Origin of the sequence: Microcystis sp. M44BS1, from assembly GCF_020244875.1 — a bacterium.
Taxonomy (GTDB): domain Bacteria; phylum Cyanobacteriota; class Cyanobacteriia; order Cyanobacteriales; family Microcystaceae; genus Microcystis; species Microcystis panniformis.
The window spans coordinates 1-26,990 of sequence record NZ_JADBVM010000161.1; the positions used below are offsets into that span (position 1 = coordinate 1).

At 43.0% G+C, this 26,990-nt stretch carries 28 protein-coding genes; 20 read left to right on the top strand and 8 right to left on the bottom strand.

Features of this window, described 5'->3' with window-relative positions; translation table 11 throughout:
• Window positions 1-354 precede the first annotated feature (354 nt).
• Window positions 355-987: a response regulator gene (locus tag IM515_RS12930; RefSeq protein WP_150977682.1), complete on the top strand. Its 633-nt coding sequence runs from the start codon at window positions 355-357 to the stop codon at window positions 985-987.
• Window positions 988-1,106: 119 nt separating this feature from the next.
• Window positions 1,107-1,859 carry a Uma2 family endonuclease gene (locus IM515_RS12935; RefSeq protein WP_287627657.1) on the top strand — a complete coding sequence of 251 codons (753 nt, stop codon included), beginning with the start codon at window positions 1,107-1,109 and terminating at the stop codon, window positions 1,857-1,859.
• 58 nt (window positions 1,860-1,917) lie between these two features.
• On the opposite strand, the gene IM515_RS12940 is transcribed toward IM515_RS12935, so the two are convergent.
• Together IM515_RS12940 and IM515_RS12945 are read right to left on the bottom strand one after the other, a co-directional pair.
• Window positions 1,918-2,982 (bottom strand): pentapeptide repeat-containing protein, encoded by a 1,065-nt coding sequence (locus tag IM515_RS12940; protein ID WP_287627658.1) that lies wholly within the window; start codon window positions 2,980-2,982, stop codon window positions 1,918-1,920.
• Between the two features lie 163 nt (window positions 2,983-3,145).
• A complete protein-coding gene (locus tag IM515_RS12945) occupies window positions 3,146-4,039 on the bottom strand; it encodes a ferritin-like domain-containing protein (protein WP_287627656.1) in 894 nt (297 codons plus the stop codon).
• Between the two features lie 411 nt (window positions 4,040-4,450).
• Here IM515_RS12945 and IM515_RS12950 point away from each other — a divergent pair, with 411 nt between their 5' ends.
• The 8 genes from IM515_RS12950 (at window position 4,451) to IM515_RS12985 (ending at window position 8,786) form a co-directional block, all read left to right on the top strand.
• On the top strand, window positions 4,451-4,786 hold the full coding sequence (locus IM515_RS12950) for a hypothetical protein (protein ID WP_287627655.1): 336 nt from the start codon (window positions 4,451-4,453) through the stop codon (window positions 4,784-4,786).
• Window positions 4,783-5,394, top strand: coding sequence for a class II aldolase/adducin family protein (locus IM515_RS12955; protein ID WP_287627654.1), 612 nt, complete (start codon window positions 4,783-4,785; stop codon window positions 5,392-5,394). The genes IM515_RS12950 and IM515_RS12955 overlap by 4 nt, the downstream gene beginning before the upstream one ends.
• A gap of 106 nt (window positions 5,395-5,500) precedes the next feature.
• Window positions 5,501-5,704 carry a hypothetical protein gene (locus IM515_RS12960; protein WP_287627653.1) on the top strand — a complete coding sequence of 68 codons (204 nt, stop codon included), beginning with the start codon at window positions 5,501-5,503 and terminating at the stop codon, window positions 5,702-5,704.
• A gap of 169 nt (window positions 5,705-5,873) precedes the next feature.
• Complete coding sequence (argH, locus tag IM515_RS12965; protein ID WP_287627652.1) at window positions 5,874-7,262, top strand: argininosuccinate lyase; 1,389 nt, start codon at window positions 5,874-5,876, stop codon at window positions 7,260-7,262.
• 133 nt (window positions 7,263-7,395) lie between these two features.
• Window positions 7,396-7,851, top strand: a complete 456-nt coding sequence (locus tag IM515_RS12970; protein ID WP_287627651.1) for an NUDIX hydrolase — start codon at window positions 7,396-7,398, stop codon at window positions 7,849-7,851.
• A 49-nt stretch (window positions 7,852-7,900) separates the two neighbouring features.
• Window positions 7,901-8,146 (top strand): hypothetical protein, encoded by a 246-nt coding sequence (locus IM515_RS12975; protein ID WP_002772702.1) that lies wholly within the window; start codon window positions 7,901-7,903, stop codon window positions 8,144-8,146.
• A gap of 218 nt (window positions 8,147-8,364) precedes the next feature.
• The gene (locus tag IM515_RS12980; RefSeq protein ID WP_287698020.1) at window positions 8,365-8,517 is read left to right on the top strand and encodes a hypothetical protein; all 153 of its coding nucleotides are present in this window, start codon (window positions 8,365-8,367) and stop codon (window positions 8,515-8,517) included.
• A 32-nt stretch (window positions 8,518-8,549) separates the two neighbouring features.
• Entirely contained in the window at window positions 8,550-8,786 is a 237-nt protein-coding gene (locus IM515_RS12985) for a ribbon-helix-helix protein, CopG family (protein ID WP_002766434.1), read from the top strand.
• Between the two features lie 488 nt (window positions 8,787-9,274).
• Here IM515_RS12985 and IM515_RS12990 read toward each other — a convergent pair whose 3' ends face one another.
• Entirely contained in the window at window positions 9,275-10,357 is a 1,083-nt protein-coding gene (locus IM515_RS12990) for a molecular chaperone DnaJ (protein ID WP_287627650.1), read from the bottom strand.
• Between the two features lie 73 nt (window positions 10,358-10,430).
• Window positions 10,431-10,625, bottom strand: coding sequence for a hypothetical protein (locus IM515_RS12995; RefSeq protein WP_287632647.1), 195 nt, complete (start codon window positions 10,623-10,625; stop codon window positions 10,431-10,433).
• 311 nt (window positions 10,626-10,936) lie between these two features.
• On the opposite strand from IM515_RS12995, the gene IM515_RS13000 reads away from it, so the two are divergent.
• The 5 genes from IM515_RS13000 to IM515_RS13020 all read left to right on the top strand — a co-directional run bounded on the left by IM515_RS13000 (window position 10,937) and on the right by IM515_RS13020 (window position 17,085).
• On the top strand, window positions 10,937-12,295 hold the full coding sequence (locus tag IM515_RS13000; protein WP_287627648.1) for a CmpA/NrtA family ABC transporter substrate-binding protein: 1,359 nt from the start codon (window positions 10,937-10,939) through the stop codon (window positions 12,293-12,295).
• A gap of 112 nt (window positions 12,296-12,407) precedes the next feature.
• Entirely contained in the window at window positions 12,408-13,238 is an 831-nt protein-coding gene (gene ntrB / locus IM515_RS13005; protein WP_287627647.1) for a nitrate ABC transporter permease, read from the top strand.
• Window positions 13,239-13,308: 70 nt separating this feature from the next.
• Window positions 13,309-15,327: an ABC transporter ATP-binding/substrate-binding protein gene (locus IM515_RS13010; protein WP_287627646.1), complete on the top strand. Its 2,019-nt coding sequence runs from the start codon at window positions 13,309-13,311 to the stop codon at window positions 15,325-15,327.
• Between the two features lie 79 nt (window positions 15,328-15,406).
• Window positions 15,407-16,246, top strand: coding sequence for a nitrate ABC transporter ATP-binding protein (locus IM515_RS13015; RefSeq protein ID WP_002800908.1), 840 nt, complete (start codon window positions 15,407-15,409; stop codon window positions 16,244-16,246).
• A 365-nt stretch (window positions 16,247-16,611) separates the two neighbouring features.
• Window positions 16,612-17,085, top strand: a complete 474-nt coding sequence (locus IM515_RS13020) for a phosphate-starvation-inducible PsiE family protein (RefSeq protein ID WP_287627644.1) — start codon at window positions 16,612-16,614, stop codon at window positions 17,083-17,085.
• A gap of 590 nt (window positions 17,086-17,675) precedes the next feature.
• Here IM515_RS13020 and IM515_RS13025 read toward each other — a convergent pair.
• Together IM515_RS13025 and IM515_RS13030 are read right to left on the bottom strand one after the other, a co-directional pair.
• Window positions 17,676-18,197 (bottom strand): SH3 domain-containing protein, encoded by a 522-nt coding sequence (locus tag IM515_RS13025; RefSeq protein ID WP_002766418.1) that lies wholly within the window; start codon window positions 18,195-18,197, stop codon window positions 17,676-17,678.
• 12 nt (window positions 18,198-18,209) lie between these two features.
• Window positions 18,210-19,715 (bottom strand): Ycf46 family AAA ATPase, encoded by a 1,506-nt coding sequence (locus IM515_RS13030; RefSeq protein WP_287627641.1) that lies wholly within the window; start codon window positions 19,713-19,715, stop codon window positions 18,210-18,212.
• A 367-nt stretch (window positions 19,716-20,082) separates the two neighbouring features.
• On the opposite strand from IM515_RS13030, the gene IM515_RS13035 reads away from it, so the two are divergent.
• From IM515_RS13035 to IM515_RS13050, 4 genes are all read left to right on the top strand, one after another.
• Window positions 20,083-20,616 (top strand): cupin domain-containing protein, encoded by a 534-nt coding sequence (locus IM515_RS13035; RefSeq protein WP_002787509.1) that lies wholly within the window; start codon window positions 20,083-20,085, stop codon window positions 20,614-20,616.
• Complete coding sequence (locus tag IM515_RS13040; RefSeq protein ID WP_287627639.1) at window positions 20,613-21,740, top strand: DegT/DnrJ/EryC1/StrS family aminotransferase; 1,128 nt, start codon at window positions 20,613-20,615, stop codon at window positions 21,738-21,740. The genes IM515_RS13035 and IM515_RS13040 overlap by 4 nt, the downstream gene beginning before the upstream one ends.
• 44 nt (window positions 21,741-21,784) lie before the next feature.
• Window positions 21,785-24,409 carry a polyprenol monophosphomannose synthase gene (locus IM515_RS13045; RefSeq protein WP_287627637.1) on the top strand — a complete coding sequence of 875 codons (2,625 nt, stop codon included), beginning with the start codon at window positions 21,785-21,787 and terminating at the stop codon, window positions 24,407-24,409.
• Window positions 24,410-24,488: 79 nt separating this feature from the next.
• Window positions 24,489-25,445: a hypothetical protein gene (locus tag IM515_RS13050; RefSeq protein ID WP_287627636.1), complete on the top strand. Its 957-nt coding sequence runs from the start codon at window positions 24,489-24,491 to the stop codon at window positions 25,443-25,445.
• Between the two features lie 88 nt (window positions 25,446-25,533).
• Here IM515_RS13050 and IM515_RS13055 read toward each other — a convergent pair whose 3' ends face one another.
• Window positions 25,534-25,731, bottom strand: a complete 198-nt coding sequence (locus IM515_RS13055; protein ID WP_287627635.1) for a hypothetical protein — start codon at window positions 25,729-25,731, stop codon at window positions 25,534-25,536.
• A 316-nt stretch (window positions 25,732-26,047) separates the two neighbouring features.
• Here IM515_RS13055 and IM515_RS13060 point away from each other — a divergent pair, with 316 nt between their 5' ends.
• Window positions 26,048-26,875 (top strand): Rpn family recombination-promoting nuclease/putative transposase, encoded by an 828-nt coding sequence (locus IM515_RS13060; protein ID WP_287627634.1) that lies wholly within the window; start codon window positions 26,048-26,050, stop codon window positions 26,873-26,875.
• A gap of 1 nt (window position 26,876) precedes the next feature.
• Here the strand turns inward: IM515_RS13060 and IM515_RS13065 are convergent.
• Window positions 26,877-26,990: transposase (locus IM515_RS13065; protein ID WP_271947859.1), on the bottom strand; the 114-nt coding region annotated here is incomplete at its 5' end.

Sequence of the window (26,990 nt, forward strand, 5' to 3'; positions counted from 1 at the left end):
CAGTTATCAGTTATCAGTTATCAGTTATCAGTTATCAGTTATCAGTTATCAGTTATCAGTTATCAGTTATCAGTTATCAGTTATCAGTTATCAGGTTTAAGTTTTAAGTTTTAAGTTATTAGGTTTAAGTTATTAGGTTTAAGTTTTCAATTTTCAATAAATTTAGTATCTTTCACTGGTCACTGGTCACTGGTCACTGGTCACTGGTCACTGGTCACTGGTCACTGGTCACTGGTCACTGGTCACTGATCGCTGATCACTGTTAATCTTTCTCCAGATTGCCTAAACTAGGAGTAGTTCTGCTTCATGCAGATGGGTGAAAACCGTACATTTTCCCGTTAGGAATCAAAGATCATGCGGATTTTAATTGTTGAAGACGATCCTTTAATGCAGTTAGGTTTAGAACAAGCGCTCGGTGAACAGCCAGATTTTGAGATTGTCGGTCAAGCGAGTGATGGTCTGGCGGGGGTACAATTAGCCCTATCCCTACGGCCAGATTTAGTGGTCATGGACATCGGTTTACCCCGTCTTGATGGCATTGCGGCAACTAAACAGATTAAGGAGGGTTTAGCTAATGTTCATGTGGTTATGCTCACTTCCCACACTCTCCAACAGGAAGTGATCGCAGCTCTGGCCAGTGGTGCTGATGCCTATTGTATCAAGGGAGCGAGTCTCGATCGCCTTTTGGCTGCCATTGAAGCGGCTAAGGATGGGGCCACCTATTTAGACCCTCAAATTGCCCGTTTAGTCATGGATAATCTCAAAGCACCGGCAGTGCAACCTAATCCCAATCTAGCACTTTTATCAGAGCGAGAAATGGAGGTTTTAAAGTTAATTGTTGAGGGCAAAAGTAACGCTGAAATCGCCGAACAACTTTATTTAAGTACAAATACGATTAAAACCCATGTGCGGGGAATTATGAATAAATTAGCCGTGGATGACCGAGTACAAGCGGCCGTAATTGCCCTGCGTTCTGGTATTGTTTAAGGGGAAAATGGCGATTTACCTACAGGAATATTCTACCTCAATTACTACTGCTACAATTGCTCAAAAAATCCCTTCAATGATTTATAATAAGTTGTTGACCTATCTCTGTTGGACTAACCATGACTATCGCTCAAAGCTTACCCCTAGTCGAGTCTCATGTCAACCCTGAGATAATCTTCCCACAAGGCCAATTTTGGAGTGATGAACCACCCTTGGAAAGTAACCTACATCTACAACAAATTATTTTACTAATTCAGTGTTTAGAATGGTGGTGGCGCGAGCGAGAAGATTATTTTGCCACCGGCAATTTAACTATCTATTACAGTCCCAACCAGAAAAAGTCAGAATTCTTTCGTGGTCCTGATTTTTTCGTCGTTTTGGGGACAAATCCCAATCCTAACCGCAGAAGTTGGGTAGTTTGGCGAGAAGAGGGCAAATATCCCAATTTAATTATCGAAATTCTCTCCGATAGTACCGCCAAGGTTGACCGAGAGGAGAAAAAACAAATTTATCAAGATATATTTCGCACTCCCGATTATTTTTGGTTTGACCCAGAAAGCTTAGAATTTCAAGGATTTACCCTAATTAGCGGTCAATATCAACCGATTACCCCCAATTCCCAGGGATGGCTCTGGAGTCAACAATTAGGCTTATATTTGGGTTTATTCGCCAATAAATTGCGCTATTTTACCCCCGAAGGCGAATTAGTACCCACTCCCGCAGAAGCGGCACAACAGGCAGAAAATCGGGTTTTAGAGGCAGAAAATCGGGTTTTAGAGGCAGAAAACCAAGTACAGCAAGAAAAGCAAAAAGCGGCGAAATTAGCGGCTAAACTGCGGGAATTAGGGATAGATACCGAGGAAAATCTCTAATCTTCATTTTCGGGGAGGGGTGAGAGTATTTGGTGTCATTTAGAGGCTGAATAGTTGATTAATCGCAGAAAGCTCCGCGCAAGCGTAAATTTTCCCGCAATTCCTCGGTCATCCCCACATTATCGGCAAACTTTGCCCCCTGCACTTTTGCCCCACTCAAATTCGCTTGAGTGATGTTGACTTCAACCAAATTAGCTCCTTCTAAATTAGAGCCAATTAAATTAGCTAAAGCCAAACTAGAACGGTAAAAATCAGCATAACTTAAATCGGCATTAGCTAATAAGGCTCCGCTTAAATCCGCTCCCTTAAAACTAGCATGACTGCCGTTAATTTCACTTAAATCAGCATCGGTTAAATTGGCCCCGCGCAGATTAGCTTGATAGAGATTGGCCATACCTAAAGATCTACCACTTAATTCCGCTGCCAGGAGATTTGCCCCAGTAAAATCCTTTAGGGGATTGAGTTCAGCTAATTGGGCTAATTCCAGAAAATCATCACTAACAGCAGCATAAATTCCCTCGATTTGTACCTGCAATTTCTCTAAATTTTCTGATGCTGCCAGTTGCGGTTCAACCAGAACATTATCTAATTCCACCTGCGATGAACCCAAAGAAATACGACTTAAAAAAGCATCAAATTGATTTTCCATCAGGAAAAATGCTAACTTTCGTTCTAAAATACTATGTTTATTGGGACTTAGATCATGTTTCCATAATCCCGATGTTTCCGTGATACAAATATCGGCAGCTGTTAGCGAAAATTGCACCGTCAGATGATAAGGTTCTTCCTCCACACTGACGGTTCCTAGGTTAATCCTTTCGATCGCTCCTGTAAATATTGACTGAGGACTTTTGAACGATAACCGCCATTGATAATTATTAATACGATTTATGTATAACTCTTGACTAGAAAGAGGATTTGGTGTTAGGTGACAATTAACTAAAACAAAATCTAATTTTCCTCCTTTCAGTCCCCATTTAATTTCCCCGCCGAGGAGAGATTGAATTTGAGCTTGTAGGTGTAAAGTTAAATATAAATCAAATTTTTGCGAGTCGGTGGCTACTGGTTCTAGGGTTAAAGATACACTATCGGGATAGCGATCAAAGGCAGCTAAAAGACGCATAATCCAAAAGAGAAAAGCCAAAATAAACAGTAAAAAAGTGGTGTTTCTCCGGCCCTAAAGCCGAGAACTCACCCCTATTTAAAACAATAGCCGATTTTCTCGATCCTCGATGAACATTTCTTCAGCGATCGCTGAATGATTGCCCCTGAAAATCAAGGTTAAATTAGTTGACTTTCTCTTTTTTGCCGATATTGCCGTCCGCATTAAAAAACATCGGTAAAAAGCGTTCCATAAACATTTGTGGATCACGATTCCAGGCTTTTTGAGCCGCTTCTACCCGGAATAATTGCAATTTCGGGTCGAGAAGGGATTGGGGTAAACGTTCCATCAGATATTGAGGACGTTCCCAGAGCGGCATAGTGGCGGCGATTTCCATTAAATGACCGACGCGGCGTAATTCTGCCCCCAGAGTGATATCCATACCCGATTCATAGGCGGCCTGTTCGATCGCCGAGTATTTGGCCTTGGCTTTTTCGACTTTTTGCCGATGTTCGGGGCTTTTTTGGGCAATTTTGGCTAACCAACGATTACCCCAACGCACATGGCCCGCTTCTTCGGGGAAGATTTTGGCGATCGTTTCCTGAATTTTCAGATTTTCCGGGGTTTGTTCCCCTGCTTTGAGGGCATAAATATGGGCGGCAAAGTATTCGCATCCCCGTTTTTCCGTGACGTTAATTGCCGCTAGGGCCGCAATCAGTCCATCTTCCCTTTGTTCTTCGCCTTGGAATTGATCTTGATCGAGAAGACGTTCAAATTCATCGATATAGGACAACCCCGGCGGTTTCCCCACATCGGCCCCCAATTCGATTAATAAATCGGTTAACCAGTAGGCATGGCGGGCCTCATCGGCGACGTGGTGGGAAAGGTCCTGGATCAGTTCTTTCGGTTGTCCGTCTAAGGTTTCGATCAGTTCGGTCAGGTCTTTACAGCTACGTTGTTCGTTGTAGCGGTAGCGGTTGAGGGTGACAAGATGAATTTCGCGATCGCTAATGACACGCTTCATGATGTCGCGAGCGCTCATCGTCTTCTTGAATTTACGAGGGTAAGCAACGGTCATGATTTTGTATCGTTTTGTAAACGGCTTTCCGTATTCTAACGGAGTTTTTTGGCTCTCTTGGATTTGGTGGGTAAAATGTATTCTAAGATACATTCCTCCTAGAGAGGGGGTGGAACGAACCACAAAGACACAAAGGACACAAAGATCGATCAATCATAATGTAAGTTAAACTTATCACACACAACCTAGAAGAGCCGTTTTTTCCCGATCTGGCAAGGGATCGGCAAGTGGCAAGCTTTTTTCAGTAACCAGTGAAAGATAAGCTGCCCGCGCATTTAAATTGCTTGTGGAGATGAGATACTCTTTACTGTTGGCTCTGGCAAGAGTAAAGAGATTGGGGGAAGATTCGGCTAATCTAAGAATAAGCGATTAAAATGCGTCTTAGCTGATCGAGGAAAACTAGAATTGTCTATGAACACATTCACTCCCCATCAAATTGTTAGTTTATTCTGCAAAAATCGAACTTTATACGGAGAAGTAATTCAAGTGATCGAAAGTCGTTCGGCTCTTTGGGTGCGTCCTCTTTGGTTAATTGTAGCCGATAATTTTGAGACCATTGATGTGCGGGAAGGTTCCGATTTAATCCTACCGATCGAGTTATTTAACCCTGCCTTAGATACGGAAGTTTTACCCCTATTCTCCCAAGTAATTAAAGATAATTATATCGCCAATATTTCCTATCCTCTCCAGGAATTTGTGCAGAAAGTTTGTCAAAATTATCCCGAATATTTTCAGAAAAATCTATGATTGATGAAGGCTACATTAAATACAATTGTACTTGGATTACTGACCGTCCCTTAATAAGCTCAGAGATTGCAGAATTAAATTATTGGCGCAATCGCCTCTATCGACTGGGATTAATCGGTCAATACGATAACGGAATCGGTTTTGGGAATGTGAGTCAACGAGGGAAAATAGACAAAGAAATTATTATTTCTGGCACTAACACCGGGGGAATTCCAGTATTAAATGAATCCCATTACACCACAGTTATAGACTACGATTGGGAAGAAAATCGGGTCACTTGTCGGGGAACAATCGCCGCTTCTTCAGAAACTCTCACCCATGCAGCGATTTATGAAGCGAATCCCCAGATTAATGGGGTGATTCATATTCATCATCGCCCCCTGTGGCAAAATTTGATGTATCGAGTGCCGACCACCCAAGAAAATATCGCCTATGGAACCCCAGAAATGGCCGCAGAAATTATCCGTTTATGTCAAGAAGAGCGTCTAGAGGAGCAACAAATTTTAGTGATGAGTGGTCATGAAGAAGGAATTATCGCCTTTGGGCAAGATTTAGAAAAAGCGGGCAATTTATTATTATCCTATTACCAGCAATCTCAATCATCTTGAAAGTGACCTCCCCTCCAACTCACCCCTAGGGAGACAAAAGTGGTTTTGATTTAGTCGTTTTTATGTTAACTTGTTTTGTAGATTTTCGTTTTTGAGGAATGCTATCGTGATCGACATCTTCCATCATCTATCCGTTTCGATCGACTTTTCCCCCCTTACCAATGTCTTGATGACTATCTCGGATCAAGACGTGGATATCATCGGCAATGTCCAGAAAGCCTTCTCAAATTTCGTCAAAACCGGGCAAGCATGGGCCCTATTAATCGGTTTGATTGTCGGTTATATTTTTCGAGGTTTTACTTCTTATTAGCTTTTCGCCTATCAGCCTTCAGCCAGAGCGAGCAATTCTTGCTATTCTTATGTTTGTAGGGTTGGAGATTTTTCTAACCTGAAGCGGTAATGCTATCAGCACTGGATTATTCCCCAAAATTGTCCAGCATATTTTGGTTAACTTTATACACAATCATCTAACGAAAACAGTGACAGCAAAGAAAACTTGGAGCGATCGCTTTGAAGGTAGTCTCCATCCTACGATCGTAGAATTTAACGCCAGTATTGGCTTTGATATCGAATTAATCGAGTATGATCTCACCGGATCGATCGCTCACGCTAAAATGCTCGCTTATACGGGTATTATCAGCCCCGAAGAAGCAGATAGTCTCGTCTCTGGATTGGAACAAATTCGTCAAGAATACCGCACCGGCAACTTTAACCCCGGCATCGATCAAGAGGACGTGCATTTTGCCGTGGAACGTCGTTTAACCGAGATTGTGGGAGATGTGGGCAAAAAACTGCACACGGCCCGTTCGCGAAACGATCAGGTAGGAACGGATATTCGTCTGTATCTTAGACAACAAATCGATGATATTAGGCAAGAAATTCGCAATTTTCAGCAAGCTTTAGTCAATCACGCTGAAAACCATCTGGAAACCCTGATCCCCGGTTACACCCACCTACAGCGCGCTCAACCGATTAGTTTAGCCCATCATCTCCTCGCTTATTTTCAAATGGCCGAACGGGATCACCAAAGATTAGGGCAAATTCGCGCCAGGACTAATATTTCGCCCCTAGGATGTGGTGCTTTAGCGGGGACGACTTTTCCTATTGATCGTCATTACAGCGCCAATTTACTCGATTTTGAGCAGGTGTATAACAATAGTCTCGATGGAGTTAGCGATCGAGATTTTGCTATTGAATTTATGACGGCCGCTAGTCTGATTATGGTCCACCTGAGCCGTTTGAGCGAAGAAATGATTCTCTGGTCTTCCCAAGAATTTAGTTTTATCACTCTCACCGATAGTTGTGCCACGGGATCTAGCATTATGCCCCAGAAAAAAAATCCCGACGTTCCCGAATTGGTGCGCGGCAAAACAGGGCGGGTTTTTGGGCATTTACAGGCGTTATTGACCTTAATGAAGGGTTTACCCCTAGCCTATAACAAAGACTTGCAGGAGGACAAGGAGGCGTTATTTGATGGCGTTAAAACCGTGCGGATTTGTTTGCAAGCGATGACGGTACTTTTAGCTACCGGGATTCAATTTAAAACCGACCGATTAGCTAACGCGGTGGCGGAAGATTTTTCTAATGCGACGGATGTGGCGGATTATTTAGCCAGTAAGGGGATTCCCTTCCGAGAAGCTTATAATTTAGTCGGGAAAGTGGTTAAAAGCAGTTTGGCAGCCGGTAAGTTATTGAAAGATTTAACCCTGACGGAATGGCAAGAATTACATCCAGCTTTTCAGGCCGATATCTATGACGCGATCGCTCCTCGTCAGGTGGTGGCGGCCCGTAATAGCTATGGTGGCACAGGTTTTGAACAAGTGCGATCGGCTTTAATTCAAGCTAAAGCCATTCTCGATCATGATTGATATTGTTAGGGGTTTTGGGGTTTTGGGGTATTAGTTAAAATTTCCCTATCTCCCTATCCCCCCATCTCCCTATCTCCCCATCTCCCCATCTCCCTATCTCCCTATCCCCCCATCTCCCTATCTCCTAATTCCTATGGATCGTATTTGGCATTTTATTAAAAGTGTGATGGGAATTATCTTTCGTCATCCTGTAACTGGGGTGACAATGATTCCGCTGCTTGCTGATGGTACAATTGTTTTAATCCGACGCAGAGACACCGGCAAATGGGCCCTACCGGGGGGAATGATCGATTGGGGGGAAGATATTTTTAATACTGCCCAAAGGGAATTAAAAGAGGAAACGGGATTAAATTTAATCAGTTTAGGGCGTTTAGTCGGGGTTTATTCCTCTTTTGAGCGTGATCCACGCATTCACTCCATTTCAGTTTTAATTGAAGTGACGGTTGCGGGGAATTTTCAGATCAAAGATACATTAGAAGTTAGTGAGGTGAGAGCTTTTAGCGTCGAAACTTTACCTCTAGGCAATCTCAGTCACGATAACGATCGCCAACTAGAAGATTATCTCAGGGGTGCCAATGTAGTGGCTTGATTTTTTTCTATTTGCTACGATCGAAGAATCTTCACGTTCAGCTACAACCATGAGCGCTCTTGTCAAACCCTCTAGCCTGATTCCCAAAGGATTGCGGGTGCAACAGATTAATAATCTCACCCTATTCAAATTTACAGATGAACTGGGCGATCGGATGCAGACGCTTCTTGACAAAAAAAAAGCTGATGATCTCACCCCGGAGGAAGTCCTTGAGCTAGAAGCGATTGGCGAACTCGACCAAATTTTCAGCTACATCAACGCTGTCATTGCCGCCAGAGTAAATGGTCATTCCTAAATCGCTCTACCATATTGTTCGACAACGCGCTAGGTTCCGGTGTGAATACTGTCACTATCCCGAACTCCTCAGTTCCGCCCCTCTTTCGATCGACCCAGAAACCGAGGCAGAAGCTTCACTGTTCAACCCACGCCAGCCAGCAAATATGGTCAGAGCATTTTCTGTCTTTTGTCGTTCGCATAAGTAGAAAACGGGTTTCTCGGAGAAACCCGTTTTCTGTGGGTTACTCAAGAGTTATCGGTTATCAGTTGGGAAGGTGGTGTTATATTATGGGCAGTAAAGTTGCTCAAAAAGCTGATCAGTTTGCTATTAGCATAGTAAATGCTGATAAATATCTCAGCCCAGAAAAGAAAGAATTTATCCTGTTATAATAAAGTTAATTGATACTTGCTTAATTTAAGTTATGAACTTCAACCTTTATCTGGAAGATGAATTAAGTCAGCAACTACAGGCTTTATCTCGCTCTACAGGCAAATCCCAGAATGCTTTGATCCGAGAAGCAATACAGCTTTTAATTACCACAAAAGAACAGTCGCAATGGTCGTCAACTATCCTTAATTTTCAAGGGGTAAGTGATAGTATTGTTTTTGAAGCTTATAGAGAGGAACTTTCCCCACCTAGAGAAGATGAGGTGATTTAGTGCTGGTTTTACTCGATACTTGTACGATTAGTGATTTTGTCAAAGGTGATAGCAACACTCTAGGGCAGATCAAAAATCATACTAAATCTGGTTATTAAAAACTGATTATTTATTCCCCCTTTTGCCTTTTGTATGAGTAGAAAACGGGTTTCTCCGAGAAACCCGTTTTCTGTGGGTTACTCAACGGATTTAAAAATTAGGTAAAACCCCACACTCAGCCCCCAGGAAAAACTTTTTCAGCAGACCCTAAATAGGGTCTGCGGCAAAAAGTACGGGCGAAGCATTCGGATAGAAAATCTACGGTTTCACCGATAGGTTATTGCCCGAATGCTTCGCCCCTACAGGACACGGGCCGATGAAGACGCAAGGTTTTGAACGACGATTCTCTCAAAATCTTGCACCTGTGAGAGCAAAACAGAACCCTAAAACCCTTACCTCGTCTATATTTCACATTTATTCAGCATACCCTAAATACTGGCTTTCTCTCTTCAACGGCTGATTCCGCGAAGTTGCTGCAGAAGTTGATCAAGAATGTCTTCCATCTCTTCCGGGCTGCGGCCCATCCTGACCGGTCCGCGCAGAAACTCTTTAACCGTTATCTTTTTATCGCGGAAGTCACGGACAAAATTATAGATTTTTTCGGTGGATTGAACTTGTAATTTCATCTCCTCTAGCATTTGCTCAATCGGGTCGATGCCATCCTTCTCACAAGCGCGACTGGCCCTCACCATCTCGCCTTCTGGGGTATTTCGCACCGAGCGCAGTTCTCTTTTCAGGTTCTCGTATTGCTTTTTGAGTAGTTCGTTATTGGTTTCAACCCTCTCGCACTGTCGTTTGAGGTCGCTTTCCGATGAGCCTTCAACCTCGAAAGTGTCCCCCATTTGATACTGTCGTTCGATTTCGAGCAGTTTGGCAATATCTCCCTCTTTATAGGCGCGGTTGACTTCCTTCATAATCTCGTTGTGACGCATCCGAGTTTCGGGATCCGTAACCTTGTCGGGGTGAAAAATCTCGGCCATTCTCAGGAAAGTGCGGCGTATTTGTCTAGATTCAGGAGATTTAGGCGAGCTTTCAGGTGATAGCTCTGTTCCATCATCGTGACGGTTATAGGAGTCTCCCCCAGAGAAGAAATCCTGCGCGGATTGCTCTGATGCTCCTTCTGGTTCTTCGTCTCCGAAAAGTTCGTCTAGTTCTTCGTCTCCATCGTCAAATTTCGGGCTAATCACCCCCGTTAACTGAAGTGTCTCGTAAATTCCGAGAATCCTTTTTTTTGTCTGCTGCCCCAATTTTCTAGCAGTGAGGATTTCGTCAAAAAGGGCGTGTATTTCGCGGTCGAGGTCGGTAAGTTTTTCATAGAGAGGTTGTCCTCTCTGAAAAATCTCCGTCGCCAGGGAACGCATCTGGTCGAGGAATTTCTTCAGTTCGTTGCGTTTTCTGCCAATCTGCTTGAGGAGCCACTGATGCTCCTCCTCTAAAGCTTGCAGACGAAAATGTAGGGAAGACAGAGCCAAGGAAGGAGAGGTAGGCGAATCAGAGGAGTTCGGTGATTTCGGCTTTTTAGATCTGGTCATTACTTTGGGGTGAAAGCATATTGTCCATTCTACCAAGCCAGAAGGAGCCGCATTCCTAAAACTCACCCTTGGCTCATTTTATTGTTTCTCCCACCTCCCCACTCCCCAATTCCCCAATTCCCCACTTCCCCACTCCCCAATTCCCCACTTCCCCAATTCCCCACTTCCCCAATTCCCCAATTCCCCAATTCCCCACTTCCCCAATTCCCCAATTCCCCACCTCCCCACTTCCCCACTTCCCCACCTCCCCACTTCCCCAATTCCCCACTTTCCCACTTCCATCACCCCATCACCCCTGCTCCAGCGCCCTACGGAAACCTTTTTAAGTGGCTAGAAGCTAGATATATCAATGGTCTTAATTAATCCTTATCAATCGAATTAAATTTTTGTACATAAAATTCTCGCTCAGATTAATTATTTTTTCCAAATTCCGCTAGACTTATTTAGTAAGTTCAATCGAGATTCAATATTCCATAGCTAAATTTCTATAGCACAGGCTAGAAGGAAAGTTTAGCGAGGGATTCCTTTACCCATAATTCAGCACACATATTTGCTCTAGCAAGCAGGTAGGAGGACTCTATGTCAAATTTTTCGAGACGGAAATTTTTAACCACGGCGGCAGTTTCAGCAGCAGGGGCTGTTGTCCTCAAAGGTTGTGTGGGTAATCCCCCCGACAGTACGGGTGGAACCAGCAGCACCGCACCCGCTTCCCCGGTTGCTTCTCCTGTGGCGGTAGCTCCCGGAGAGGCCCCCGAAACCACCAAAATTAAATTAGGTTATATTCCTATTGTTGAGGCCGCACCTTTAATTATTGCCAAGGAAAAAGGCTTTTTCGCTAAACACGGGATGCCCGATGTGGAAGTCTCCAAACAAGCTAACTGGGGCGCCGCTAGAGATAACGTCGAAATTGGGGCAGATGCGGGCGGAATTGACGGAGGACAGTGGCAAATGCCCATGCCTTACCTGATTTCCGAGGGACTAATCACCAAAAATAACGTTAAAGTCCCCATGTATGTGTTAGCGCAGTTAAACACCCAGGGTAACGGAATTGCGATCGCAGGTAAACACGAGGGCAAAAATATCGGTTTAGACCTGAAACCCGCCAAAGATTACATCCTCGGCATGAAAACGACGGGAACTCCCTTCAAAGCTGCCTATACTTTCCCGAAAGCTAATCAAGACTTCTGGATTCGTTACTGGTTAGCCGCCGGTGGGATTAACCCCGATACGGATATTAACCTAATTGCCGTACCCGCAGCCCAAACCGTGGCCAACATGAAAACGGGAACTATGGATGCGTTTAGTACCGGCGATCCTTGGCCGGCGCGAATTGTGGCTGATCAGATCGGTTTTATGTCAGCTTTAACCGCAGAAATCTGGCCCTATCACCCGGAAGAATACCTCGCCATCCGCGCCGATTGGGTGGATAAAAACCCGAAAGCTACTAAGGCACTATTAAAAGGAGTTATGGAAGCGCAGCAATGGCTCGATCAAGAGGCAAATCGGGCAGAAGCGGCGGCAATTCTCGCTAAACCGGCTTATTTCAACCTCAAAGAAGAAATTATCGCCGGTCCCCTCAAAGGAATGCAGAAAATGGGTGACGGTAAACCGGAAATCACCGACAAAAATAAAGGGGTTTTCTACTGGAAAGATCCCGCCGGTAGCGTTTCCTATCCCTATAAGAGTCATGATCTCTGGTTTTTAACCGAAAGTGTTCGTTGGGGTTTCTTGCCGAAAGAAACTTTAACCACTGCCTCAACATTAATCGACAAAGTTAACCGCGAGGATATTTGGAAAGCGGCAGCCACAGAATTAGGAGTTCCTGCGGCCGATATTCCCACCAGTACCTCCCGTGGTGTGGAGAAATTCTTTGATGGCAAAACTTTTGACCCTGCTAATCCCCAAGCTTATCTCGATAGTTTGGCGATTAAAAAATAGCGAGTTTTTCCCGATAGGCTAGGGGCATAAAATATCTAGTCTATCAATCCCAAAAATGTTTTCTTCTCTTTCCAATCAAGTAACTTTATCTTCAACAAAGGAAAACGGCAAAATGGCAACTAGCGTCAGCAGAAAAAGTAACGGTGGTTTCAACTTTAGTAAATTCTGGAAAAAGCATTCTGGGGATATCCTTCCTCCGATTGTGGGTATTTTATTTTTCCTGATTTTATGGCAGTTAATGTCTATGGTGGGATTGATTAAATTACCGCCGCCATCGGATATTATTACTAATGAGCGTACCCGCACCTATTTAATGTATCCTTTCTTTGACCGTGGAGGTATTGATAAGGGACTATTCTGGCAAACTCTCGAAAGTCTAAAACGGGTATTAATCGGTTATTCTTTTGCCGCAGTGGTGGGTATTGGAGTTGGAATTATGGTTGGGGTTAATCCCTTCTTAAATAAGGCCCTCGATCCCCTTTTTCAATTCCTAAGAACAGTTCCTCCTCTTGCTTGGGTTCCCCTATCTTTGGCCGCTTTACAACAAAATCAACCGGCTGCTTTATTCGTGATCTTTATTACCGCAGTTTGGCCGATTTTGATTAATACCACCGTCGGTGTCCAACAAATTCCCCAAGACTATATCAACGTTAAACAAGTCTTGCAATTGTCCAGCAAAAAATTCTTTTTCAAGATATTAATTCCCTCGGCTCTTCCCTACATCTTCACTGGTTTGAGAATTGCGATCGGTTTAGCTTGGTTAGCGATTATTGCGGCAGAAATTGTTATGTCGGGTATCGTCGGTATCGGTTTCTTTATCTGGGATGCCTACCAAAATAACTACATCAGCGATATTATTCTCGCGCTATTTTATATCGGTGGTGTGGGTTTATTACTCGATCGCTTTATGGCTTGGTTACAAAATCAAATCGTTCGTCAATAGGTAATTTATGGGGAAATTTTCCCCATCTTCAACCAACTGAAACTTGAGCTAACTTAAGGAGAAAAAAACTATGAGTTTGTTTGTTGCTGTCGATAACATTGATAAAGTATTCCCCCTCAGTGGTGGCGGTGAATATGTGGCCTTGAAAGGTATCGATTTACAGATCAAAAAAGGAGAATTTATCTCCCTCATCGGTCACTCTGGTTGCGGAAAATCCACCCTCTTAAACATGATCGCTGGTTTAGATTTGCCCACGGAAGGAGTGGTGACTTTGCAAGGTCAAAGCATTAAAAAACCAGGGCCAGATCGCATGGTAGTCTTCCAAAACTATTCCCTTTTGCCCTGGTTAACTGTCAAAGAAAATATTACTCTGGCCGTCGATCAAGTTCTCGCCCAACTATCAGAAGACGAAAGAAAAGCTGAAGTCGAAAAATATATCGATCTGGTCAATCTTCGTCATGCAGTGGATAAACGTCCCAACGAATTATCGGGGGGGATGAAACAACGGGTAGCGATCGCTCGCGCCCTAGCCATTCGTCCGAAAGTCCTGCTTTTAGACGAACCCTTTGGCGCGTTAGATGCCCTGACTAGAGGTAATCTACAGGAACAGTTAATGCAGCTGTGCGAAGAATACCAAATGACCTCGGTAATGGTGACGCACGATGTGGATGAAGCGGTGCTATTATCCGATCGCATCGTCATGCTCACCAATGGCCCCGGCTCAAAAATTGGCGGTATTTTGGAAGTAGATATCCCCCGTCCCCGCAAACGCATGGAAGTGGTGGAACACCCCAGTTACTACAGTCTCCGGAGTGAAATTATCTATTTCCTCAACCAACAAAAACGGATCAAAAAACTACGCGCTCGCAAAGTCGAAGTAATTGCCCGTCACGGTTTAGAAAAAGTCAATCTAGAAATCGGTTTTGTTCCCCTCACCGCTTGCGCGCCCCTAGCAGTGGCCAAAGAAAAGGGATTCTTTACTAAACATGGTCTAGATGAGGTGAATTTAGTCCGGGAAACCAGTTGGCGAGGCGTTGTGGACGGGATCGCGGGGGGATTTCTCGACGGGGCGCAAATGCCTTCAGGAATGCCCACCTGGTTAACTGTTGGTGGTTATCAAGATCAACCTTTGCCGATTGTCAGCGCCCTGACTATGACTCGTAACGGTAACGGTGTCACCCTCGCTAAACGCTTCTATGACGAGGGAGTGATTGACGGTAACGCTTTAAAACAGATGCTATTGGAATCGAAGGAGCAGCGCCATATTTTTGGCATTGTTCATCCCTCCTCGATGCACAATTTGCTCCTGCGTTACTGGTTAGCGGCAGCGGGAATTGACCCCGATAAAGACGTTCACCTCGAAACTATTCCCCCGGCCCAAATGGTAGCCGACCTGAAAACCGGTAGTATTGACGGTTACTGTGTCGGTGAACCTTGGAATCTCAGGTCCGCCATGGAGGGTATCGGTTACACCGTCGCCACCGACTTAGAAATCTGGCAGGGCCACCCGGGTAAGGCCCTGGGAGTCCGGGAAGATTGGGCCAATAAATACCCTAATACCCATGTCGCTTTAGTCAAAGCACTGCTGGAAGGTTGTCGCTACTGTGCCGAGGAAGGGAATCAGGAAGAAATTCGTCAAATCCTCGCCAGTCGTCAGTATCTTAGTACCAATATAGATTATATCCAACTGGGTGATCCCAACTCCTATGCGTGCAGTCTCGATCGACCGATGAAAGAATATGCACACCATCTGTTCTATGGGGATGGGGTAAATCGTCCCAGTCGTACCGAACACCTCTGGATGATGACCCAAATGGCTCGCTGGGGCCACATTCCTTTCCCGCGTAACTGGGTAGAAATTCTCGAACGAGTCTGTCGGGTGGGTGTCTTTAGTACCGCAGCCCGGGAATTGGGTCTAGGGGATATTAAATATCGTCGCACACCGATCCTTTTATTCGATGGTATCGAGTTTGATGCCGAGGATCCGATCGGTTATCTCAATAGTTTAGAGATCAAACAAAACGTCACTATGGCCGAAGTGGCTATTGATGCTCGTCCTGGTGCCAGTGAATCTCGCAAAATTGCCTAAAAATCGACTAAGGGGATAATTACTAGCCAATTATCCCCGGCCATTGCCCCTATTAACTAATTTCCCCCAAAGACTAATCATGTACACTACCACCGACACCGTTAACCGAGCAACCCAGACCCCCAGTAAAGAAGCTTTTGTCACCATTGAAGGAGTTTCTAAGGTTTATCCCACTCCTAGAGGCCCCTACACCGTCCTCAAGGATGTTAATCTCAGCATCAATGAAGGTGAATTTATCTGTGTGATCGGTCACTCCGGTTGCGGTAAATCCACCCTATTAAATATGGTGTCGGGTTTTTCTTCTCCCACTGATGGGATCGTTAAAGTTAACGGTAAGAAAATTACTAAACCCGGGCCCGATCGCATGGTAGTGTTTCAAAACTATGCTTTATTGCCTTGGTTAAGTGTTTTTGAAAATGTCTATCTGGCGGTAGATGCGGTGTCTCCCAATGCTCCGGAAGCACAAAAACGCTCGATCGTGCGGGAACATTTAGCTATGGTGGGTTTAACCGAAGCTATGGACAAAACCCCTCCCCAAATCTCCGGGGGGATGAAACAACGGGTTTCGATCGCTCGCGCTCTTTCTATCCGTCCGGAAGTGTTGATTCTCGATGAACCTTTCGGTGCCTTGGATGCGATTACCAAAGAGGAATTACAGGAAGAATTGCTGAAAATCTGGCAAGATAAACGCTGTACGGTGTTGATGATTACCCACGATATCGATGAGGCTCTTTTCCTCGCTGATAAGCTGGTAATGATGACCAATGGACCGGAAGCGAAAATCGGCGAAGTGATGAATATTCATTTCCCCCGTCCCCGCGATCGGGAGAGAATTATGGAGGATCCGGAATATTATCGTCTGCGTAACTATGCCCTCGACTTCCTCTATAATCGTTTCGCTCACGATGATGTTAGCTAGATGTGAGCATTTGTATTAGTTTGGGGTGCGGTTGACTTAACAGCGATCGCACCTAGATTTTTTTCTAGGGAAGCCTTCTTCAAGTAAAATTATTTCTAAGTAAGTAAGTGGGTGGGTGGAATTAAATATAAGATGAACGTAGGTTGGGTTGAAGCATGAAACCCAACGACCGCATAGTTTACGCTACCGCTAACCCATCCTACAAATAATTGTGCCTCCCTACTTAGATGTTAAAAATTGTCAGATACCCCCCTTATCAAGGGGGGATAAAGGGGGGATAAAGGGGGGATATACTTACTTGTTAGCTAAATAGAACAATTAGCAATAAAATACAATAATAATTTTTACTTTTTACTTAATCGATCATGCTCAAACAGATACGGAAACTACTTATCAATTTTGGTCAACAATGGCGCGATGAAGATTTCATGAAGTCGATTCATCTCATTGAAAACATAGTTTCTAAGGTTTTATCCGTAGCCTTAATTGTTGTTATTATTGTTTCTCTTTATGACCTAGTAGTTATCCTAATCAAAGATTTATTTACTACGGAACCCGTCGGTTTTTTTAGCAAAACTTTAATTGAAATTTTCGGATTATTTCTCAATATTTTAATTGCCTTAGAGTTATTAGAAAACATCACTGCTTACCTAAGGAAACACATCGTACAGGTTGAATTAGTCGTAGTTACTGCCCTGATTGCCATCTCTCGAAAAATTATTATTTTTGATCCCAAGAAATACAGTAAAGATGATTTAATTGCCCTCACCGTGGGAACCTTAGCTTTAGCGGCAAGTTATTGGTTAATCAGAAAAGTTAATCGCGATAATCGTTCTTGAATTAGTGGTTAAGTACCCAGACAGAATTAGGGCTTGCTGAATAAATGTGAAATGTAGGCAAGGTAAGGGTTTTGTGGGTTTTCTTGCGAAACAGGTGCAAGATTTTGAGAGAATCGTGCTTCAAAACCTTGCGTCTTCATCGGCCCGCGTCCTGTAGGGGCGAAGCATTCGGATAGAAAATCTACGGTTTCACCGATAGGTTATTGCCCGAATGCTTCGCCCGTACTTTTTCAGCCAACCCTAATTAATCACAGATATTTTTTACTTCCGGAGTGCCGCAGTTCTGGGGTTCTCTCCTTCCAGAGTGTAAATTTAACTTTGTCCAACTACTGATTAGGGAAAGGGATAGATTTAGAAAATCTATCCCTTCTAAATATTTAGGGTTTGCTGAATAAATCTAAAAACATTGTTCGATAATACTTTTAGACCTTTTTGAAATCCAAAAGTACCGGCCATTGGAGTGAGCGGGGGGAAAATTCTGGGACTTTTTCCCTGAAAATTAGGTAATTGACCGCCTGAAAATGGGTAAAACCCTGCACCCTACGCCCCACACCCTGCCCCCAGGAAAAACTTTTTGCCGCAAACCCTATTTACTGGACTCTAGAAATATTACCCGCTTTAATCCAACCTTCGCGACCATCGGACAGACGCACGCGCTGCCATTGGCCATCGCTGCTGGTTCCCACCACACTGACTTTAGTATTATAATCGAGACCACCGAGACGAGTCGATTCACTGGTAGGTTGAGAGCGCAGACTTAAACCGCTTTGCCATGTCACCCGCGCTTGATAACCCTCGGATGTAGTTTCTTTTTTTCTTGCTTCGGGACTGGGTTTCGGGGCAGCTTTTGGTGCTGGTGCAGCTGTGGGAGACTCTTTCACCGCAGCTTGGGGTTGTTCTTGGACGGGAGTAGTAGCGGTGGGAGAAGGTTTGACGGCGGTTTTTTCCTCCTTAGTTTCCTCTTTTTTCTCCTCGGTAAAGACGGGTTTAGGAGGATTAGAATTCATACCGGAGAGAAGCATATAGGCGACAGCAGTGGCCCCACCGACCAAAATCGCCACTCCCATGACAAAACCGACCATAAATTGCAATAAACCAGATAAACGCTTCATATTGGTGCTAAATTAACTGTTAGGATTAACATTAAAACGATCATCGCGAGAGGCTAAACGAGCTTTACCGGACTTAGCCCAATCCTGTAGAAACTGGATCTGTTCTTGAGCAGTGCGAGCCAGGGGTATAATCTGACTAGCGGCCTCAAGCACATCATCGGTGCTAAAGTCGCGATTTTGACTAAACCCGATGTGCATCGCTTCCACGATGGTTTGTTCGATTTCTGCCCCCGAAAAATCGGGAGTTTCGTAGGCTAGTCGCTTGATATCATAACTTTTCAGATTATGGGGCCGGACTTTCCCCAGATGAACGCTAAAAATCTCCTCGCGGGACTTTTGGCTAGGTAGTCCGACAAAAAATATCTCATCGAAGCGTCCTTTTCGCAACATTTCCGGGGGCAAAGATTGGATGTTATTAGCTGTAGCGACGACAAAAACCGGCGATTGTTTCTCGGCTAACCAAGTGATAAAAGTCCCGAAAACCCGCCCGGTGGTTCCTCCGTCGCCTTTCCCATCCACTCCGGCGAAAGCTTTATCGATTTCGTCTATCCACAGCACACAGGGAGCTAAAGCTTCGGCGAGATTAATCATCTGACGGGTGCGTGATTCCGATTCTCCCACCAATCCGCCAAATAAACGCCCCACGTCTAGACGCAGTAGGGGTAAGTGCCAATGATGGGAAATAGCTTTCGCTGTCAGGGATTTACCCGTCCCCTGAATTCCCACCAATAGTAAACCCCGGGGATTGGGTAAACCGTAGGCGCGGGCGCGTTCACTAAAAGCACCACCGCGACGAATCAGCCAGTCTTTGAGATTATCTAGTCCCCCGATGTCAGAAATCTGCTCTGTGGCGGGATAAAAGTCTAATATCTGGGTTTGACGAATCGATTGGCGTTTTTCTGCCAAAATTAATTCCACGTCCTCTGGCTCAATTTTGCCGTGACTGGCTAAACATTTGGCTAAAACCCGACGAATTCTCTCTAGGGACAATCCTTGGGCAGAAAGCACTAATTCATCCAGGAGTGGTTCTTTTAGGGGTTGTCCGGTGGCGGCGATTAATCGCTGGATTTCCTGTTTAATTTCTTCGCCACTGGGGAGGGGAAAATCGACGACGGTGATTACTTCGGTTAGATCCGAGGGGATAGACAGTTCGGGAGCGACGATAATTAGGTTTTTGGGCTGAGATTTCAGAGAACGGGCCAGATTTCGCAATTTTCTGGCGATGGAAATATCTTCTAAAAAGCGCTGGAAATCGCGTAAAATTATGATGGCGGCGATGTTAGACGGCAGCTTTTCGACGAATTCAAGAGCTTGCAGGGGATTACGCCGAGCAAAGTTCTCATTATTGGGATTATCTTGATAACCATCCACGAAATCCCAAACATAGACAGCACGGTTATGGCTCTGTTTGGCAATATCGGCGATCGCTTTTTCGAGACGTTCCTCTTCTAGGGTGGTAATATAGATGAGAGGATAGCGCGCCCGCAGCAGTAATTCAAATTCTTCACCAAAGCTCATAGCTATTCGTCTATAGTTTTTGCTATTTATATCGTCATCAGAAAATATAGCAGTTAGCCGTCAGTCAAATAACCATGGTAGGTAAGCTGTACTACATTTTAAGATAAGCCAAGCTCGTCTATAAAAAGATTTTAAAAAAACAAATTTACGTTTGTATTTTCTTAAATGTATGGTATAATTGCCTTGGCTTAGTCGGCATTAACCTTCTGTTAACTAAATTAACCATCGTGTTGATTAGATTAAGCTTTAGCTAATTAAATTAAATTGGCCTAACGAGGGTGACAAGAGTTAGTCACTGGTTGGCCGCTTCTTTGCTGTTAATCAATTTCAGCCTTTCTCACAACCATCCCATAGGGGGGTTAAATTCATGTTTAAACTAGCCTCAGACTTTTTATCTTTAGATTTTCTCCGCCAACCAAATCAGAAAAATAAGCCAGAAAGTCAATTTAACTCTTTGCCAATTTCCCAAATTACGAAAGAGGGTAAAGTTTTAGCGATAATTCTCCGACGAGAGTTTAACCAAGAGGGGATTCATTTCCTAACTCCCGATGATTTTTCCCAACAGTTGGCCTATATGAGACACCCGACGGGAAAAAGTATTATGCCCCACGTTCATAACAAAGTACAACGGGAAGTATTTTTTACCCAGGAAGTCTTAATTATCAAAAGAGGAAAACTGCGGGTAGATTTCTATGATGACGACCAACAATATCTAGAAAGTCATATATTGAGAGATGGGGATGTGGTTTTATTGATACAAGGTGGCCATGGTTTCCAAGTCTTAGAAGAAGTAGAAATGATTGAAGTCAAACAGGGTCCTTACGTTGGTAATCAGGATAAAACTCGCTTTACAGGAATTGAGGAAACCGTGGTTAAAATGGCGGGAGCAGAGATAGCATGAGTAGCTTTATTCCCGTCAATGAGCCGCTACTTGCGGGCAAGGAAAAACAGTATCTTAACGAATGTATTGATAGCGGTTGGATTTCTTCGGAAGGTCCCTTCGTTCAGAAATTTGAAGAAAATTTTGCCCTCGCTGTGGGGCGAAAGTATGCCGTTTCCGTGTGCAATGGTTCTATGGCCTTAGAAGCGGCCATCGTCGCTTTAGGAATTGGTTCGGGGGATGAAGTGATTCTCCCCACTTTTACCATCATTTCCTGCGGAGCTGCCATTGTCAAAGCCGGGGCGATTCCCGTGGTGGTGGACTGCGAAGCGCAGACTTGGAACATGGATATCAGTCAGATAGAGGCAAAAATCACGCCCCGCACTAAAGCGATAATGGTGGTTCATATCTACGGATTACCGGTGGCAATGACTCCAGTTTTAGAATTAGCTCAAAAATACGGTTTAAAAATTATTGAAGATGCGGCGGAAATGCACGGTCAAACCTATCAAGGTAAACCCTGTGGTAGTTTCGGTGATATCAGCATCTTTAGTTTCTATTCCAACAAACATATTACCACTGGGGAAGGGGGCATGATTGTCACCAACCAAGAGGATATTTTTGAGCGTTGTCGTTCCCTGAGAAATTTATATTTTCAGCCCCAACGACGTTTTATTCACGAAGAACTGGGCTGGAATCTGAGGATGACTAATCTGCAAGCGGCAGTGGGTTTAGCACAATTAGAACAGCTAGAAACTTTTGTCCAGCGCAAGAGAAAAATGGGCAGACGCTACAGGGAATTATTGCAAAATATCCCCTCTCTAGAATTGCCCCTACCTCAAACTGATTATGCCGAAAATATTTATTGGGTTTATGGTATTGTTCTCAAAGATGAGGTTAACTTTGATGCTATGGAAGCGATGAAACGCCTCAAAGAACATCAGATTGGTACGCGTCCTTTTTTCTGGTGTATGCACGAACAACCGGTATTTCACAAAATGGGATTATTGCAAAATATTTCCTGTCCCGTGGCTGAAAGACTGGCGCGCAGGGGTTTTTATCTGCCTAGCGGTTTAGCTCTCACGGACGAGCAAATTGAGCGAGTGGCCAAAGCAGTTCGGCAAGTTTTTGCTGCGGCTGAGTAGGGATGAAAAATTGATAAAAATTTTTTGAATAAAAACCGACTTTTATGATAATTGGCACGGAGTTTTTATCTTGGGTAGTAATTGCCGCCGGTTGCTTTTATTCCCTATATCTATGTATTTTAGTTCCCAAGGATGTTTTTTTTAATGGCGATGGAGCGCTGAAAGCTTTACTAGCTCGTCAGCTAAGTAATGGTCCATGGCGATTTGACTTAGTTGAGCGCGCAGAAGCTTGGGTTACTCGTCTTTGGCAAGAGGGTTTATACACTTATCGCCCCCCTTTTGTCTACTACTTAAATCAACGTTATTATATCTCTTTTCCTTTTTCATTCTCTTTGCTAACTTCCCTTTTTTATAAATTTTGGGGTTATCGGGGGTTTTACTTGATTCCCCTCCTATCAATTTGGGTATTGTGGCTCAGTTTTTCAAGAGCAATTCCCGCTTTTTCCCTAGACAGTTGGGGTGGTCTTTTGGGATTAGTTATTTTGATTTTTGCTTCTCCCTTAACTCTATACAGTGCCATATATTGTGAACATACCCTCGCTGTTACTTTAGGATTTTTGGGAATTGTTATCGCTTTTTTTCTACCCGATACAGCTAATAGTGGCTGGCTGCCCAATTTATTAGGCGGATTTCTAGTGGGTTTATCGGTATGGTTCCGCTCGGAATGTCTGGCCCTAGTGGCAACTTTAACTTTATTAGTTTTCTTGGGGTTAACTCCAGAACAAACCTCAATTTTTGCTTGGTATTCAACCGAGAAAAATCTTAATTTTTCTGAATTTCTGCTAACCAATCGAATAGCTTTTGTTTTTGTGCTAGGTATGATTGTTAGTGTGTTTTTACTGTGGTTGTGCAATAAGTTAATTTATAATCGTTTTCTCGGAGTTCACGCTTTGTTAGTCCTTGAGGAGTTTTCTTGGAAAAAACGTATTCAAGAAGCCCTGACCAGTTTTTATCAGTTAAATAGCTCTTTTTTAGTGCATTTTCCTATCTGTATAATTCCCTTAGCTTACTTGCTCACTTGGAGCGGTCAACAATTGAATTTTGCCAAGGATATTCCCGTAACTTTAATTAGTGTAACGGCGATTATCATCTTGGCTGTTCTCGTCAATCTTCGCTGGCAAGGAATGGTTAAAACCAAGGCGTTAGTCAAGGACAATATAATTTACTTCCTGATACTTTTAGCTAGTTGTTATCTATTTGACATCGGCAATATATCTCTAGATAAACAAATGCTTTTTGTCTATGCTCTCTATTTTATCTACACAGTAGGGGTGTCTTGTTTAGTCGATATTGCCCCGGGAGAAGTCATGGTGGGAGGGAAACAATGGGGACCGAGATATTTATTGCCTCTTATCCCCTTTGTTACCTTATTAACGGTGGAACAAGTAAAAATTGTCGAGGCGAACCAAGAAGTTTTTGTAGCCAAGGGAAGTTGGGTTTTACTGTTAATCTTAATGGCAATAGGTGTCTATAAAAACATTTATCAAGGGGGAGAATTTTTCTATAAAACCCATCAGGGGATAGCACCAGCTATCAAAAGTATAGAAGAGGATACTAATTCTATTGTTGCCTTTTCTCATCAATATGCGGCACAAGTTTTGGGTTTTGGTTTGGAGAAACAAAAAACTTTCTTCCGTGTGGAAAATAGTCAAGCTATGGTTAAACTATGCCAAGAATTACTCAGTCAAGGATTGTCTAGTTTTCCCTACGTTTGCTATCCCTACTCCCCTTGTAAACTCTTAGAATCCCCACCAGAAGAACTGGAATTTAGCCAAGATGGACAAAAGTTTCAAATTGGCATAAATCGCTCTGGAATCATTGGTAAATATCCTTTCTATGAAATAGTTATATCTGCTTCTGAGACAGGTTTACTAGCCCAAAAATCCGAGGATAAGCCAACAATTACCCCAGCAGGTAATGATTTAGTCTGTACGATTTTACCCACTTATAACGAGCGAGATAATATTAGTCAATTAATTGAACGTTTACTAGCTAGTGTTCCTAGTCCTTATTTAGTGCTAGTGGTGGATGATAATTCTCCCGATGAAACTTGGCAGATAGTAGAAGATTTAGCCCAACAATATCCTACTCCTCCCCAAGATTCGCAATTCCAATCGGGGGTAATTTTGTGTCGCAGAATCAACGAGAAAGGGTTAACTTCGGCTCTACAAAGAGGTATTGACGATGCGATTAATCTGTATGGTGCTAAAATTATTACTTGGATGGATTGTGATTTGTCTATGCCTCCAGAAGATGTGCCGCAATTAATCACACCGATTCGAGCTAAAAAAGCTGATATGGCCGTAGGTTCTCGTTGGATTCCGGGGGGTGATGATGTTGCCCACGGACTGATGGCCCGGATGTTAAGCTGGATTATTAATCGCATGGCCATCGTGATGCTAGGCAATCAAGTTCACGACTATACCAGTGGTTTTATTGCCGTTCGTTCTCAGGTTTTAGAAAAAATTCGCTTCAAGGGAGATTATGGAGAATACTGCATTGATTTATTAACCCGTGCCAATCGTTTAGGTTATAAGTTAGTGGAAGTTCCTTATCTTTGCGTTCCCCGCATTTATGGTGAGAGTAAAACTGGAATTAATCTTTGGGATTATTTGTCAAAAGGACGGAAATATGTGGCGACTATTTGGCAATTGTGGCAGGAAAGATGAGACAAATTATCTCTTTTTTGAACTAGAATTAGTTATTCTCTAGTTGTCCTCTGGTTCTTCAACTCTAGGAGCTAAACTTATGAAGAAAATGTTTACTTTTTGGCCTTGGTTAGCTACCGTTGGGGTGGCCTGGTCTTTGGGTTTTTTTTATAACGTATACTACGGTGGTGAATTAAAGTGGCTCCTACAAATGTACGAACAAAAAGTATCTTTTGCCAAGCAGATAGATGCACCGAGACGAATAATTTTTGCGGGGGGGTCGGGAGTACAATATAGTATTAACTCTCAATTCATAGAACAGGAGCTAAAAATCCCAGTTTTTAACTTTGGTTTACAGGGAGATTTGGGATTAAATGTCATTTGCCCAATTATTTTAGAACAGGTACGTCCGGGGGATATAGTGGTTCTCATTCCTGAATATTTGATGTTACTGGACGATGATGGTATTGGTTATGGTGATGGTTTATTTGGTTCGGTTCCCTTGGGTGTTGCTATTGGAAAACCGGGTTTAGGAAATATACCCTTAGAACAATTAGTTTCCGAGACTTGGTTAATGGGAGTTCCTAGTTTACGCGCTATAGTAAAAACTGCTGTTGATGTTATACAAACAGGAAAACCTAGGGGTTATTTATCAGATCCAATCACAGAAAAAGGAGATCCTACCGTAGTCAAACATCGTACAGGTAAATGGCGGGGCAGAACATTTAAGCAACCTGTTTCTCAACACTCCCTCAAACGCATCGCTCAATTTCAAGAGGAGTTAAAAGCTAAAGGTGCTTATTTAGTAGTTTCTCTCTCTTGGGTTTATGCTAAGACCGATGAAACCACTGTAAAAAATGTTAAAAAAACTATTGAAGAATTGTCTAATATAGTGCCTTTAATCTACAATCCAAAAACTCTTAATCTGCAAACAGATTCTAGTTTATTTGGCGATACCCATGAGCATTTATTACCAGAAGCAAGAATAATACGCTCTAAGGAACTGGTGCAACAACTACGTCCTATAATTCAGGAAAAAACTCCTCAAAATCATTGAAATTATTTCTATTCTCAATCGATAATTTAAAAGTCGTTCGACTTTTTGTACTAGCAGTAATTTGGGATGGAGATAGCAGGGAATTGATTTAACCGGCAAAATTACCGTAAATTTCCCTGAATTTATTCAATTTTAATTTTTGGAATTGTTCTTCCTTCGATAAAGGTTCTTTTCCTCTCGGATGTTCCTGACTCTTTTTCTTGATATTTTTAACTACTTCTTCTCCTAATTGATTAGATATTGATAATCTAATCCGACAGCTACTGTCGCCTTTTTGATTGTCCATCCTCAAGATATTTTACCTAACCAGTGCCATCTTCTTGTTGCCACTGAGTCTTGACTGGTTCTGTATTTATCTTTCGGTTCCTCTGAACTTAGATGTTCGGATAAGTACGCTTTCTTGGGCATTTTATCTCCTCGTCCTAACTCGTCTTACTAGAGGATTTGCTATTACCCCTCGCTCAAATTTGTGCTACTATGGAAGGCAATATCGAGGATTTAATTTCTTTGTCTCCTAGTGCTGGTCATTGGAAAATCCTTGATAATTACTACAAAAAGTTATGAAGATAAGCTGAAGGATTCCTCGTTTATAATTATTAGGCATGAATAATGTTATTGACCATGATCGTTTATTTAAGGAATTAATTGCGACTTTTTTTGTTGAATTTATTCAGTTGTTTTTTCCTGAGATTATCAATTATTTAGAGCCTAATCAGATCACATTTTTAGACAAAGAAGTCTTTACCGATGTCACGGAAGGAGAAAAGTATGAAAGTGATTTAGTCGCCCAAGTTCAATTTCGAGGACAATCATCATTTTTCTTAATTCATCTAGAAGCACAGTCTAGCTCTCAACCGGAATTTAATCGGCGAATGTTTACTTATTTCGCTCGTCTGCATCAAAAATTTGCCTTACCAGTTTATCCCATTGTCATATTCTCCTATGATCGTCCACAAAAAGAAGCAATTCGTCAATATAAAATTGAGTTTCCTGACTTAAAAGTGCTAGAATTTAACTATCAAGTTGTCCAGTTAAATCGCTTGAATTGGCGAGATTTTATTAATCAAGCTAATCCCGTCGCCGCCGCTTTGATGGCTAAAATGAAAATTGCCCCTCGGGATAGAGCAAAAGTTAAGGCACAATGTCTAAGATTATTGGTAACATTAAGATTAGATGCCGCTAGAATGCAATTGATTTCAGGCTTTGTCGATACCTATCTCAATCTCAACTCGTCCGAGGAGATAGAATTTCAACAGGAGATTAGCACATTTATTCAACCCGAACAGGAGGGAGTTATGCAGATTACCACCAGTTGGATGCGCTGCGGTTTAGAACAGGGTTTAGAACAGGGTTTAGAACAGGGTTTAGAACAGGGTTTAGCAAGAGAAAGAAATCTAATTGTTCGGGCTCTTCGTTACTCTTTATGCTAAATCAACAGACAAGATGCCAAGATAACATACTTCTAACCCAAAAATTACGAAAGTTTCTAAAGCCATAGGCTCTCCGTTTTATTAGTTTAAGTTTATTGTTGATTCCCTCGACCAC

What these genes read in the sequence shown, in the direction of transcription:
- IM515_RS12930 (WP_150977682.1), top strand. Translation starts at nt 355, where the DNA reads ATGCGGATTTTAATTGTTGAAGACGATCCTTTAATGCAGTTAGGTTTA.
- IM515_RS12935 (WP_287627657.1), top strand. Translation starts at nt 1,107, where the DNA reads ATGACTATCGCTCAAAGCTTACCCCTAGTCGAGTCTCATGTCAACCCT.
- IM515_RS12940 (WP_287627658.1), bottom strand. Translation starts at nt 2,982, where the DNA reads ATGCGTCTTTTAGCTGCCTTTGATCGCTATCCCGATAGTGTATCTTTA.
- IM515_RS12945 (WP_287627656.1), bottom strand. Translation starts at nt 4,039, where the DNA reads ATGACCGTTGCTTACCCTCGTAAATTCAAGAAGACGATGAGCGCTCGC.
- IM515_RS12950 (WP_287627655.1), top strand. Translation starts at nt 4,451, where the DNA reads ATGAACACATTCACTCCCCATCAAATTGTTAGTTTATTCTGCAAAAAT.
- IM515_RS12955 (WP_287627654.1), top strand. Translation starts at nt 4,783, where the DNA reads ATGATTGATGAAGGCTACATTAAATACAATTGTACTTGGATTACTGAC.
- IM515_RS12970 (WP_287627651.1), top strand. Translation starts at nt 7,396, where the DNA reads ATGGATCGTATTTGGCATTTTATTAAAAGTGTGATGGGAATTATCTTT.
- IM515_RS12975 (WP_002772702.1), top strand. Translation starts at nt 7,901, where the DNA reads ATGAGCGCTCTTGTCAAACCCTCTAGCCTGATTCCCAAAGGATTGCGG.
- IM515_RS12985 (WP_002766434.1), top strand. Translation starts at nt 8,550, where the DNA reads ATGAACTTCAACCTTTATCTGGAAGATGAATTAAGTCAGCAACTACAG.
- IM515_RS12990 (WP_287627650.1), bottom strand. Translation starts at nt 10,357, where the DNA reads ATGACCAGATCTAAAAAGCCGAAATCACCGAACTCCTCTGATTCGCCT.
- IM515_RS13000 (WP_287627648.1), top strand. Translation starts at nt 10,937, where the DNA reads ATGTCAAATTTTTCGAGACGGAAATTTTTAACCACGGCGGCAGTTTCA.
- ntrB (WP_287627647.1), top strand. Translation starts at nt 12,408, where the DNA reads ATGGCAACTAGCGTCAGCAGAAAAAGTAACGGTGGTTTCAACTTTAGT.
- IM515_RS13010 (WP_287627646.1), top strand. Translation starts at nt 13,309, where the DNA reads ATGAGTTTGTTTGTTGCTGTCGATAACATTGATAAAGTATTCCCCCTC.
- IM515_RS13015 (WP_002800908.1), top strand. Translation starts at nt 15,407, where the DNA reads ATGTACACTACCACCGACACCGTTAACCGAGCAACCCAGACCCCCAGT.
- IM515_RS13020 (WP_287627644.1), top strand. Translation starts at nt 16,612, where the DNA reads ATGCTCAAACAGATACGGAAACTACTTATCAATTTTGGTCAACAATGG.
- IM515_RS13025 (WP_002766418.1), bottom strand. Translation starts at nt 18,197, where the DNA reads ATGAAGCGTTTATCTGGTTTATTGCAATTTATGGTCGGTTTTGTCATG.
- IM515_RS13030 (WP_287627641.1), bottom strand. Translation starts at nt 19,715, where the DNA reads ATGAGCTTTGGTGAAGAATTTGAATTACTGCTGCGGGCGCGCTATCCT.
- IM515_RS13035 (WP_002787509.1), top strand. Translation starts at nt 20,083, where the DNA reads ATGTTTAAACTAGCCTCAGACTTTTTATCTTTAGATTTTCTCCGCCAA.
- IM515_RS13040 (WP_287627639.1), top strand. Translation starts at nt 20,613, where the DNA reads ATGAGTAGCTTTATTCCCGTCAATGAGCCGCTACTTGCGGGCAAGGAA.
- IM515_RS13045 (WP_287627637.1), top strand. Translation starts at nt 21,785, where the DNA reads ATGATAATTGGCACGGAGTTTTTATCTTGGGTAGTAATTGCCGCCGGT.
- IM515_RS13050 (WP_287627636.1), top strand. Translation starts at nt 24,489, where the DNA reads ATGAAGAAAATGTTTACTTTTTGGCCTTGGTTAGCTACCGTTGGGGTG.
- IM515_RS13055 (WP_287627635.1), bottom strand. Translation starts at nt 25,731, where the DNA reads ATGGACAATCAAAAAGGCGACAGTAGCTGTCGGATTAGATTATCAATA.
- IM515_RS13060 (WP_287627634.1), top strand. Translation starts at nt 26,048, where the DNA reads ATGAATAATGTTATTGACCATGATCGTTTATTTAAGGAATTAATTGCG.